At 52.1% G+C, this 11,962-nt stretch carries 13 protein-coding genes; 7 read left to right on the top strand and 6 right to left on the bottom strand.

Annotated features, from left to right (window positions below; genetic code table 11):
- The first annotated feature begins 98 nt into the window (after positions 1-98).
- Positions 99-1,733, top strand: coding sequence for an NAD+ synthase (locus Q8W32_RS05835; protein WP_303431746.1), 1,635 nt, complete (start codon positions 99-101; stop codon positions 1,731-1,733).
- A gap of 95 nt (positions 1,734-1,828) precedes the next feature.
- Here the strand turns inward: Q8W32_RS05835 and Q8W32_RS05830 are convergent, their stop codons facing one another.
- The gene (locus Q8W32_RS05830; protein ID WP_305414120.1) at positions 1,829-2,650 is read right to left on the bottom strand and encodes an outer membrane protein assembly factor BamD; all 822 of its coding nucleotides are present in this window, start codon (positions 2,648-2,650) and stop codon (positions 1,829-1,831) included.
- Between the two features lie 128 nt (positions 2,651-2,778).
- Between Q8W32_RS05830 and rluD the strand changes: the two genes are divergently transcribed.
- Entirely contained in the window at positions 2,779-3,744 is a 966-nt protein-coding gene (rluD, locus tag Q8W32_RS05825) for a 23S rRNA pseudouridine(1911/1915/1917) synthase RluD (protein ID WP_303431748.1), read from the top strand.
- Entirely contained in the window at positions 3,725-4,459 is a 735-nt protein-coding gene (gene pgeF / locus Q8W32_RS05820; RefSeq protein ID WP_305414119.1) for a peptidoglycan editing factor PgeF, read from the top strand. Before rluD ends, pgeF begins: the two co-directional genes overlap by 20 nt.
- A gap of 57 nt (positions 4,460-4,516) precedes the next feature.
- Here the strand turns inward: pgeF and Q8W32_RS05815 are convergent, their stop codons facing one another.
- Entirely contained in the window at positions 4,517-4,966 is a 450-nt protein-coding gene (locus Q8W32_RS05815; RefSeq protein ID WP_303431750.1) for a DUF4124 domain-containing protein, read from the bottom strand.
- Positions 4,967-5,353: 387 nt separating this feature from the next.
- Here Q8W32_RS05815 and Q8W32_RS05810 point away from each other — a divergent pair, with 387 nt between their 5' ends.
- Positions 5,354-7,078: an acetolactate synthase 3 large subunit gene (locus tag Q8W32_RS05810; protein ID WP_303431751.1), complete on the top strand. Its 1,725-nt coding sequence runs from the start codon at positions 5,354-5,356 to the stop codon at positions 7,076-7,078.
- Between the two features lie 4 nt (positions 7,079-7,082).
- Positions 7,083-7,574 carry an acetolactate synthase small subunit gene (gene ilvN, locus Q8W32_RS05805; RefSeq protein ID WP_303431904.1) on the top strand — a complete coding sequence of 164 codons (492 nt, stop codon included), beginning with the start codon at positions 7,083-7,085 and terminating at the stop codon, positions 7,572-7,574.
- 138 nt (positions 7,575-7,712) lie between these two features.
- Here ilvN and Q8W32_RS05800 read toward each other — a convergent pair whose 3' ends face one another.
- The gene (locus tag Q8W32_RS05800) at positions 7,713-8,522 is read right to left on the bottom strand and encodes an inositol monophosphatase family protein (protein ID WP_305414118.1); all 810 of its coding nucleotides are present in this window, start codon (positions 8,520-8,522) and stop codon (positions 7,713-7,715) included.
- 61 nt (positions 8,523-8,583) lie between these two features.
- A complete protein-coding gene (locus tag Q8W32_RS05795) occupies positions 8,584-9,258 on the bottom strand; it encodes an arylesterase (RefSeq protein ID WP_305414117.1) in 675 nt (224 codons plus the stop codon).
- 152 nt (positions 9,259-9,410) lie between these two features.
- On the opposite strand from Q8W32_RS05795, the gene Q8W32_RS05790 reads away from it, so the two are divergent.
- Complete coding sequence (locus Q8W32_RS05790) at positions 9,411-9,569, top strand: hypothetical protein (protein ID WP_303431754.1); 159 nt, start codon at positions 9,411-9,413, stop codon at positions 9,567-9,569.
- A gap of 308 nt (positions 9,570-9,877) precedes the next feature.
- Entirely contained in the window at positions 9,878-10,006 is a 129-nt protein-coding gene (locus Q8W32_RS05785; RefSeq protein WP_303431755.1) for a hypothetical protein, read from the top strand.
- A gap of 13 nt (positions 10,007-10,019) precedes the next feature.
- On the opposite strand, the gene Q8W32_RS05780 is transcribed toward Q8W32_RS05785, so the two are convergent.
- Together Q8W32_RS05780 and Q8W32_RS05775 are read right to left on the bottom strand one after the other, a co-directional pair.
- Complete coding sequence (locus tag Q8W32_RS05780) at positions 10,020-10,520, bottom strand: GNAT family N-acetyltransferase (RefSeq protein WP_305414116.1); 501 nt, start codon at positions 10,518-10,520, stop codon at positions 10,020-10,022.
- Between the two features lie 137 nt (positions 10,521-10,657).
- Positions 10,658-11,641, bottom strand: coding sequence for a fatty acid desaturase (locus Q8W32_RS05775; protein ID WP_305414115.1), 984 nt, complete (start codon positions 11,639-11,641; stop codon positions 10,658-10,660).
- Positions 11,642-11,962 lie beyond the last annotated feature (321 nt).

Genomic DNA, 11,962 nt, shown 5'->3' with positions numbered 1-11,962 from the left:
CCTGCTGGTGTTCATAAGGTCGGGCGTTAATGTGTTTGCCTAACTTGCAGAATTTCCAGACAATACCGCGGAAAAACAGCATAAGGTAACGCGACAGCATGACAGAGTCACTCCACATCGCCATGGCGCAATGCAACTTTCTGGTTGGCGATATTACCGGCAACTGCGATCAGATGCTCAGCCAAGTGGACGCCGCCCGTCAGCGCGGCGCTGATCTTATCCTGTTTTCTGAGCTGGCGCTGACCGGTTACCCGCCAGAAGATCTGTTGCTGCGACCCAGTTTGCAGCCACGTGTCGAAGCCGCCATACAACGCCTGGCCGACGCCAGCCAGGACATCGCCATAGTGGCGGGTTTTCCATGGCGGCAAGATGGGCAACTCTATAATTGCGCCGGTGTGTGGCATCAGGGGATATCGCTGGGGCGTTACGCCAAACAATGTTTGCCAAACTATCAGGTGTTTGATGAAAAACGCTACTTCAGTGTTGGTGATCAGCCGTTGGTGGTGACCATTGCCGGTGTTGCACTGGGATTAACGATTTGTGAAGACATCTGGTTTACCGGGCCAGCCGAGCAAAGTGTGGCTGCAGGTGCCGAACTGATTCTTAACCTGAACGCTTCGCCGTTCCATATTGGCAAACACCACGAACGCCAGGGCATCCTGCGCGAGCATATCAGCCGTCTGGGGGTGCCAATTGTGTACGTCAATCAGGTCGGTGGACAAGATGAGCTGGTGTTTGATGGTGCCTCGTTTGCGATGGACGCAGAAGGGCGCAATGTGGCTCAGTTACCGGCGTACCAGGAAGCCATGGCGGATATCCGCTTTGTTGATGGTACCTTGCAGGGAATGGATAGCGCACCGCTGCCGGAAGCCCATCATCATGAACTGGCCAGTCTCTACGACGCACTGGTGCTGGGGGTGCGTGACTACGTCAATAAAAACCACTTCAAGGGCGTGATTCTGGGATTGTCGGGCGGTATTGACTCAGCCCTGACGCTGGCGATTGCGGTAGATGCCCTGGGTGCTGACCGGGTGCAGGCCGTCATGATGCCCTTTACCTATACCTCGGGCATGAGCAAGGAAGACGCAGCCCGGCAGGCAGAGGTAATGGGGGTCCGTTATCAGTCGTTATCGATTGCCCCTATCTACGAACAGTTTATGAACACCCTGGCACCGGACTTTGCCGGCTTGCCTGTTGATACGACGGAAGAAAACCTGCAAGCCCGTTGCCGCGGTGTCCTGCTGATGGCGCTGTCAAACAAAACCGGATACATGGTGCTGACTACCGGAAACAAGAGTGAAATGGCCGTCGGATACGCCACCCTGTATGGCGATATGGCAGGTGGTTACGGGGCCTTGAAGGATGTTTATAAAACACGGGTGTTTGCGCTGGCACACTACCGCAATACCATCGGCGATGGCGAAGTGATCCCACAACGGGTGATCGACCGTCCACCGTCTGCAGAATTGGCCCCGGATCAGAAAGACGAAGACAGTCTGCCACCTTATCCGGTGCTGGATACCATTCTGGAACAGTACATCGAACAGGACATGAGCGCCGAAGCCATTATTGCCAGCGGCTTTGATCGTGAGGATGTGATGCGGGTACTGCGGCTGGTGGACGTTAACGAATACAAGCGTCGCCAGGCTCCGGTCGGGGTGCGGGTTACCCCGCGAGGCTTCGGTCGTGACCGCCGTTACCCGATCACCAGTGGCTGGCGCGCCGGTATCTGATTGGCGTCCTGCCATGGTCATCGCTATGGCAGGATGGGAACATGAGCAGCCAGACTGGCTGCTCATGTGATCGCTGCCTGTTCAGGTTGGCGGATTTACTTGCTCAGACCAAAGGTAATGATTTCCAGCCAGCTGCGACGATCCGTCTCAGCCAGACCGCTGGTTATAAATTCACCATCCTGCAGTTGTGAATGGTCAGGAAAATTGTACTTCAGCAAGGCCAGTGAGCGATCGGCTTCCTTGTCCATCGACAGCTCCCGGTAAGCTTCCGTCATAATAACCAGACCATCGGCAACCGCTGTGGTGCCAGGGTAGTCGGAGACCACTTTATTGGCCCGGTTGGCTGCGGCGATAAAGGCGTGGCGTTTCATGTAATAGCGTGCAACACCAATATTGTGGCTGGCCAGCCGTTCACGCAGATAGACCATGCGTGCCCGGGCATCTGCGGTGTAAGGGCTGTCCGGGAAGCGGGTTAATAATTCAGAAAAATACTGGAACGCATCGCGCAGTGGCGTCGGGTCCCGTTGGGCGACATCGTTGGACAAGCGTCGCTCGACCATGGTGAAGCCCATTTCATAGGTTGTCAGTGCGCGAATGTAATAGGCATAGTCGATCTGGGGGTGCAGCGGATGCAAGCGAATAAACCGCTCTGCCATTTCGAGGGCAGATTCCAGATCACTGGTTTTGAAATAAACGTAAATCAGCTCCAGCTGGGCCTGTTCGGCATACTCACCAAAAGGGTATTGGGATTCGAGGGCCTTGAGTTTTTCAATGGCAAGCACATTGCTGTCCTTGTCCAGTGCGGCTCGGGCTTCCTGATACAATTGTTGCTCGGTCTGTTCTCTGGGTTTGTCCGGATTTCCGGAGCAGGCGACCATCAGGACAGATAATAAAATCAACAGCCAGCGGCACGTCATGGAGCGCATTCCTAATTGTGGATATACTTCAGTAAAGCGCGGTATTAAAACACAGTCCCGACACAGCCCCAACCAATTGGCGGCGCAGAGGTCTGGTACCGTATCGACCCTCTCCGATTTGGCAAACTATGACCAATCAGATTTCTATCAGTACCCAGGTGCCCTTCGACCAGGGCAACAAACGACTAGACCAGGTAGCGGCACAACTGTTCCCTGATTATTCCCGTTCACGACTGCAGCAATGGATCAAGGACGGCCAGCTGACCGTTGATGGCAAGCTCTGGCGTGGCCGGGACAAACTCACTGGCGGCGAAACCCTCGCGCTGGAAGCTGAATTGTCACCGGAAGGTGATTGGCTGCCGGAGGCGATGGATCTCGATATCGTCTACGAAGACGATCATATTCTGGTGCTCAACAAACAAGCCGATCTGGTAGTGCACCCTGCCGCCGGCAATCGCGAAGGCACCTTGCTGAATGGCCTGCTGCACCATTGCCCGGAACTGGCCAATATTCCACGGGCAGGGATTGTGCATCGGCTCGACAAGGACACCACCGGATTGATGGTGGTGGCCAAGACCCTGCAAGCCCAGGCTCACCTGGTGGCGCAGCTGCAAGACCGCACCATGGGACGGGAGTACGAAGCGGTTGTACAAGGGTATATGACCGGTGGCGGCAAGGTGGACGAGCCGATTGGCCGACACGGTACCCAGCGTACCCGTATGGCCGTCAATCCGGTTGGCAAAGACGCGGTAACCCATTACCGGGTGCTGCATAAATTTCCGACCCACACCCATATTCGCTGCAAGCTGGAAACCGGCCGGACACACCAGATCCGGGTGCATATGACGCATATCGGTCATCCGCTGGTTGGTGATGCCACCTACGCTGCCCGTACGCGTCTGACCAAGGGTATTGGTTCTTCCCTGCGCAGCCTGTTGCAGAGTTTTCCCCGTCAGGCGTTACATGCTAAGGCGCTGGGGCTATTGCATCCGGTAGAACAGGAATGGATGGAATGGGAAGTTGATCTGCCCGATGACATCATCGAACTGCTGGAAATGCTGGAGGAAGACCGGCGTGACGCGCACAACCGTTGAGCTGATCCGTCCGGACTGGTCTTTACCTGACGGGGTACAGATCGCTTTCAGTACCCGGCGTCTGTTGTGCGGTGACGGGTCTGCATCGCCGTGGCAGGGGGCCAACCTCGGGCTGCACGTAGGTGATGACCGACAGCAGGTACTGCGGCACCGCTTGTCGCTGATCCGGCAACTACCGGGCCTGCAGTCGATTCAGTGGCTGGATCAGGTGCATGGCAATCGTTGCGTACAGGCCTGTGGCAGCGATGTGCTGCTGCGCGCCGACGCCAGCTGGAGTGCAGAAGCCGGCATGGCCTGTGCGGTCATGACTGCAGATTGTTTGCCGCTGTTGCTGGTCAGCGACGATGGTTTGCAGGTTGCCGCCGCCCATGCCGGTTGGCGTGGTCTGGCGGGAGGTGTGCTGGAGCAGACCCTGGCTTGTTTCAGTCGACCGGTGATCGCCATGCTGGGGCCGGCCATTGGGCCGACGGCGTTTGAAGTGGGGCCAGAGGTAAAGGCTTGCTTTGCGGATGCGCCGGCAGATTGTTTTGTAGCCGGTGCAGGGGATCGTTATTTCGCTGATCTGTATGGCCTGGCCCGCTGGCGTTTGCAGCAGGCCGGAGTTGAGCGGGTATTGGGAGGCGACTGGTGTACTTTCAGTGAGCCGCAGCGTTTCTATTCCTATCGCCGGGATGGCCAGACCGGACGCCAGGCCAGTCTGATCTGGCGCGAATAAAGCGCTGTCGTGTTTCCGGGATCTGTGAGCAGTGCCCAGCGCGGACGGTGTTTTCCGTTACTGGCAATAATCCGCCATGATTTTACGGGCCTTATCCTGTTCCCGTTGCCGTTCGGCATCACTTAACGGGCGGAATTCACCGGTTTCGGCATCCTTGAAACGACGGCTGTAATTGCTGCTGAGCTGGTTCATGTATTGCTGGCCCTGCTGGCAGCGGCTGTCAGCCTCTTCTTTGGATACTTTGGGCTTGCCTGCGTCGGGGTCTGGTTGTTGCGCTTCGTTTTCCGGCTTGCCATTGGCTGGTGCTGCGGCATCGGCAACCTGGCCGGCTTCAGGGCGTGACACCTGGACCTCATAGGCTTCGGCCTTGACCTGCTGGTCCCGCGGCGGTTGAGAGCCGAAGTGTACCTGGCCATTGGCGTCCGTCCAGCGATAGACCTGCGCTTGTAACGGGCTGGATAACAATATGGTTAGCAGTAGCGCTGATGTTGAAAATAGATATTTCATAAAAACCTGATAAATCAACAGAACCGGGATGCAGCGAACACTATGGCAACGGGGGAATAAGTCAAGGAAACAGCCGCAATTCCGGAATGCTGCGACCCGCGTGTTCTCTGGACAAACGGCGCTATGCTGCTAAAATTGCAGCGCTTTTGCCGGATTGAACAGTCAACACCCCTGTACTGGACTCTGGCAGTCATGGCCTCTGGATCAGAGTTATCCTCCGATTCGGTTCCAACCCGCCGTTTATGACCAGATTGCGGGACCTTGATGAGCAACTACAAGTTATTCATCCTCACCGGGATCAATCCACCTTCAGGGTGTGATGATGTTGATCCTGCAATTTTTATATCACTCATGCTCTGACAAGAGCCTGTGCAAGAGGATAGTACGGTGGAATTACTTTCCGGCGGAGAGATGTTGGTTCGTGCCCTGCACGAAGCAGGCGTTGAATACATTTACGGTTATCCGGGCGGCTCACTGCTGCACATTTACGACGCAGTCTACAAACAAAGTGCCGTGAAACATGTCCTGGTCCGCCACGAGCAAGCGGCGGCCCATATGGCAGATGGTTATGCACGTGCAACCGGCAAGGCCGGTGTGGTCATGGTGACCTCTGGCCCTGGTGCTACAAACACGATTACCGGTATCGCGACAGCGTTTACCGACTCCATTCCAATGGTCGTCATTTCTGGTCAGGTGATGAGTCATTTGGTGGGCGACGATGCCTTTCAGGAAACCGACATGCTGGGTGTTTCACGCCCGGTAGTGAAGCACAGCTTCAGCGTTCGTCGGCCAGAAGAAATTCCGGAGCTGATCGCCAAGGCGTTTTATATTGCCAATACCGGCCGCCCAGGGCCTGTACTGATTGATATTCCAAAAGACATGACCATGCCGAATGAACGTTACGAATACGTTTATCCGAAAAAGGTCAAGTTGCGCTCCTACACGCCCCCTCAGCGTGGTCACTCCGGCCAGATCAAAAAGGCTGTTGAGTTGCTGCTGGCGGCCAAACGTCCGGTGGTATACAGCGGCGGCGGCGTTATTATCGATGGCAGCTCCGACAAACTGCGGGCCTTGGTCGACCGTCTGGATTTCCCATGTACCAGTACCCTGATGGGGCTGGGTGGTTATCCCGGTACCGGTGAGCGTTTCCTCGGCATGCTGGGTATGCACGGCACCTACGAAGCCAACGTGGTGATGCACCATGCGGATGTTATTCTGGCGGTTGGTGCGCGCTTTGACGACCGTGTCACCAATGCGACCAACAAGTTTTGCCCGGATGCGAAGATCATTCATATCGATATCGACCCATCGTCGATTTCCAAAACGATCACTGCCGATGTACCGATCGTTGGGCCAGTGGGTACCGTGCTGGACGAAATGACCGCGTTGCTGGACGAAGCCGGAGAAACTCCCGACGCCGATGCGCTTGCCTCCTGGTGGAAACAGATCAACGACTGGCGTCCACGTCATGGCATGCGTTACGAGAAAAACGACAACGGCCTGATGAAACCCCAGGAAGTGATCGAAGCGCTGTGGACTGCGACCAAGGGTGATGCCTACGTTACCTCTGATGTTGGTCAGCACCAGATGTTTGCTGCCCAGTACTACAAGTTCGACAAGCCGAATCGCTGGATCAACTCTGGCGGTCTGGGCACCATGGGCTTTGGTTTTCCGGCTGCGATGGGCGTGAAAATGAACTTCCCGGATCACGAAGTGGTATGTGTTACCGGTGAAGGTTCGATCCAGATGAACATTCAGGAAATGTCGACCTGCCTGCAGTACGGTATTCCGGTCAAGATCATCTGCCTGAACAATGGTTCTCTGGGTATGGTGCGTCAGTGGCAGGATATGAACTACGAAGGGCGTCACTCCAATTCCTACATGAAATCGCTACCGGACTTTGTCAAGCTGGCAGCAGCCTATGGCCATGTCGGTATTCAGGTGAAAAGCCGTGACGAGTTGCCGCAAGCGCTGGACGATGCTCTGAACAAGTACAAGGATCGTCTGGTCTTCCTTGACGTCGCTGTTGATCCGGAAGAACACGTTTATCCAATGCAGGTGCCTTTGGGTTCCATGCGCGACATGTGGCTGAGCAAGACGGAGCGTACCTGAGATGATGCGACATATAATTTCTATCCTGCTGGAAAACGAACCAGGTGCCTTGTCACGGGTGGTCGGACTGTTCGCCCAGCGTGGCTACAACATTGAAACCCTGACGGTTGCACCGACGGAAGATCCAACGCTGTCGCGTCTGACCATGACCACACACTGTGATGATCGCAAGATCGAACAGATCACCAAGCAGCTCAACAAGCTGATTGAAGTGGTCAAGCTGGTGGACCTGTCTGAAGGTCAGCATATCGAACGTGAGCTGATGCTGATCAAGGTGAAAGCGGTAGGAGCCCAGCGTGCAGAAATCAAGCGGACGGCGGATATCTTCCGTGGCCAGATCGTGGATGTATCTCCGTGTGTGTACACCATTCAGCTGACAGGGGCGACTGACAAACTGGAAGCCTTTATCGATGCGATTGGGTCTGCGGCGGTTCTGGAAACCGTGCGGACAGGGGTATCCGGTATTTCTCGTGGCGAGAAAGTCCTGAGCCTGTAATGATCCCGGCCACCTTCCCGAGAGGAGGTGATCGATACAAAAAACCCGTTGCCGATATTTTTTGGCAACGGGTTTTTTAATGACCGACGGATAGTGGCTCGGCAAGCCGGTCAGTGCTGTCTGGAAGGTGGCTGTGGTCTAGTGGCGACCGAAGCTGGCATCCGACTGGCGTAGCAGCGCTTGTAATGGCTCAAACAGCGCAGGGGTCACAATCATGATATTACTGCTGACCAACTGCGGATTGGTGCTGTCTGGCAGGGGATGAATATGCCCGAGTCGGGCACCGGCTTCGCGGGCAATCAATTGTGCTGCGGCGCAGTCCCAGATTTTAACGTTTTCGTAGTAACCATCGAGGCGGCCACAGGCGACCCAGCACATATCGAGGGCGGCGGCACCGACCCGGCGCAGATCGGCACAGTGCTTGAGCACTTGTCCAAAACGACCGATCAGGTAATCAAGATCATCTTTCTGATAAGGAAAGCCGGTACCAATCAGGGCGCGGTTTAACTCGGTTTTGCCGGAGCAGTGAATCGGCTGGTTATTCATACAAGCACCCTGGCCTTCGAGAGCATGGAACGTTTCTCCCTGAAACGGGCTATGCACTACCGCAGCCCGGGCTTTGCCTTGGTGGTAATAAGCAATCGAGACAGCCACCTGGTGCTGGCCATGGGCGTAATTGACGGTGCCATCGATCGGATCAATGATCCAGAGATGCTCGCACTCGGTGCTGTTTTCCGGCCCCAGTTCTTCCGATAACAAATGATGATCCGGAAAAGCAGCCAGAATGCCGTTACTGATCAACTGGTCAGCGGCGACGTCGGCCTGGGTAACCAATTCAGCACCGTCGTATTTGAAATTGATCTGCAGGTCATTACGCAGTTGGGCAATAGTATCACCGGCCTGTTGCGCCAGTGACAGTGCCAGATCGAGCATGGGTTGATAATTCATGGTGCATGATTCCTGTCGGCGAGTAAGGGCTGAATCGTTCAGCGATTAAATGCAACCCTGGTTACAGTTCGTTGTTAACAAACTGTATCCAGATATCGAGGGCATCGATCACGGCGGTGCTCATCATTGGCTGGGCTGCGGTGGCAGGATGAATGCCGTCAGCCTGCATCAACTCTGGCTGCGTGGCGATGCCTTCCAGCAAAAAGGGGAGTAACAGGGTTTCTTGCTGATTGGCGAGTTCGCTGTAAATATTGGCAAAGCCTTCGGTATAACGGCTGCCGTAATTGGGGGGTATCTGCATACCCAGTAACATCACCATAATACCCTCATGCTCCGCCATGGTGATCATCCGTTCCAGATTGCTGCGAATGACACTGAGTGGCGTACCGCGCAGGCCATCGTTGCCACCAAGTTCGATAATCAGCAGGTCTGGCTGATGGCTTTGTATCAGCGCAGGCAAACGCGCCACACCGCCCTGGGTGGTGTCGCCACTGATACTGGCATTAACTACCGTGACGTGTGGAACACGTTGCTGCAACTGTTGTTGGAACAGAGTGACCCATCCCTGTTGAACCGGCACGCCAAATCCGGCACTAATACTATCTCCAATGACCAGGACGACCGGATTCTTGCTGTGACCGGTGTCTATTGGCTCAGCCCATGACGGCAGGCCGGTCAATACGACCAGCCCCACTAACAGGATTTTGATACCAGCCATGCGTGATAACAGTGACATATCGCTTAGTCCCCTTGAAAAATCGACATCGTCCTTTGTGGCTGGTGGTAGCCACAGTCCAGCTCTGAGTTAACCTGTGTTGGCAAAACAGTGCAAGCAAGAGGACAACCGCTGACCCTGTTAAAGGGGTCGGTTTCTCTGCAAGAGGAAAAGTGGAAGTCGGTACCAGTCTGGCGATGGTGGGCACCTCGGGCAGTGACAAGCCGACGCTGTTAGGGATTATGGCCGGGTTGGGTTTCCCTTCTGTTGGCGAGCTGTCACTGCTCGGACACCGCGGTATTTTCCAACATGGTTGTCCGGTAAATTATTAGTCAGGCCGCTTATGCAGTGATGTCGAATCACTATCATGTGGCGCTGTTTGTTGATATTCAGCAGGGGAAGAACTGGAACGATATGGGGCTACTGCGCTGGCATTGGCTGTTCAAGGGCAATGTACTGTTACAACGGTTTGCTCGGGCAGACATGGCTGCAGCCGCCAGAAACACTGGATCACACATCTGTTCGTCGTCGAATAAATCACGTGAAAACCGCAGTAAAAGCCAATGCCGTCAATCGATAATGCCCTGACCTTCTGCTATTGATTGGCCATCAGAAACAACATTCACCAGCGGGTATCCCGATGCCATTGAATGACTGTCTGGTATTGGTGGATGCAACCGGAGGGATGATTTGCGGCGATAAACGCGGTGCGATGAACGAAGAATTATCGCCAAAACTCAGTCGAATTGACCTGGATGAAAGCCAGTGATCTGATAGCTTGATTAAAAGTATGACACACCTTTTTTCCAATATTCTGGTAAATTTTGTAGAGGTACCTTCATTAGCACCACACCTGCCGGTATCAGTTCGTTGGGCATTTGAGTTATCCGGGCGATTTCAGTGAATTTTAAAACTCTCTTATAAAAAAAATCATTTTCAGGATTGACTGCTATAACAATCTCTTCATAGTCTTTTTTAATGATAATCTGTATCGCTTGCTTTACAAGCTGTTTTATCAAACTGTTCTTTGACCTGTAGTCCGGGTGTGTGCAAATACGCCAAACATTACAAATATTGCTGTTGTTTTTACGTATCTGTGTCATTTCTTTGGGAAAGTATTTATCAGCAGGTGCGCCCATATGAACATCTCTTGAAACACTGATTGTCCCCACTATTTTATCGTCTTCTTTGACGAATATTACATCACTATTGTACAGATCCTCTAGTTGAGGATACATATTGATAATTCCGGATGCTTGGGCAGGTATGGTGTTTTCTGACACTAGGCAATCATGATACAGTTTTTGTACCAAATAGCGTTCTTGATCAGTTTCTACTAATTTGAATTTCATATGGAGTAATATAATTGTGATTGAAGGATTTTGTTTGTATTGGCCGGGTTCTCTAATCTCAAAAAACACTATCGCTTATCAAAATAATGCCCCATTATATCTAGAATGGAACGCTTGCGATTGGTTATGGACCACTTGATTTCATTACGTGTTTTGTCTTCTATCAAGCCCGGATCAATGTTCATTCTGATTTTTTCATCTAATTGAGGTAGTTGATTCCAGGATACCCAAGGAAAAAAATGATGCGGAATATGGCGGTTGAAGTTTAGCAAGAAAAAATTTGACCAGACTGGAACATGCTTGCATGAATGAGACACCAAGTATTGCTTAGAAAAATGCAACGGTTTGTCTTCCTTGTCTAATAGTGGTGTTTCTGCATGATGTGGTAAATTAACGAGCTCTTCGAGATAGAATAATAATATAAGTGCGGGAATATACCAAAATAATGCCGTTACCAAGAGAGAGGAACTAAACAGTATTATTAGTGCTAACAGGTATAAAGAAAAATAAATAGCAGAATACTTTCGCTCTTTTTTTAGTGACAGGGAATTATAATTTTTATGTATATCTTGAAATGGATCTCGCCAAAGGCCGATTCTGTCATTTAGTACAAATAATGGTATCCAATATTTCCAGACAAATTCTAGTTTTCTGGACATTTCGTCAGAGAGGACGGAGAAGAAATCAATCGCTCTTTTGTTGGCAGGGTCGAGAGTCGGATGCCCTGTATAACGGTGATGTAATACGTGTGACCGTTTTCTTGACAAATAAGGCATAAAAATCAACCAACTAAATAAATGTCCTAAAAAATCATTGGTTGTGATTTTCCTGGTTAAAGTATTGTGTGTGGCTTCGTGTTGGAATAAATATGCGTGTAATAAAACTGTGGTCAGAAAAAACCAGGATAATATTATGTAAACCCCTTTTAGTTGAAAGAGGTAGAAAGAGAGTCCAAGCAAAATAAAATCGCATATCCAGATGAATAGTGTTGCACTGGAAAAACCTTTTCGCGGGAATTGCTCTCTTATTGTATTCCAGTGCGATTTTTTCATAATATATACTTTGAATCAGATTCAAAAATCACGATAACCCATGCTTCAGTGTTTTTCAAGGCAGTAGTCGCCTAAATATCACCTGAAACTATTAAGCGGCATCTTTTAAGCGGCATCTTTGTATTATTCTGGCTTTTCTCGTTCTCAGGCTCCTGCATGGTAATGTATAAATGGTATTTTTTTATTGAGCAATTCAATAAATGTGACGCTATTCACATTCGGCGCTCGCGGGTTTCTTGCTGATGGGGACATCTATTTAATCCTGCACGGCTCTGCGCGAGTGTTGCCGTTGTTCAGAGCAAGGCGACGAATGCAGCGAAA

Source organism: Oceanobacter sp. 3_MG-2023 (assembly GCF_030688925.1).
Lineage (GTDB): Bacteria > Pseudomonadota > Gammaproteobacteria > Pseudomonadales > Oceanobacteraceae > Oceanobacter.
The sequence above is the reverse complement of the archived record's forward strand: the minus strand, read 5'-3'. Positions and strand labels throughout refer to the sequence as shown.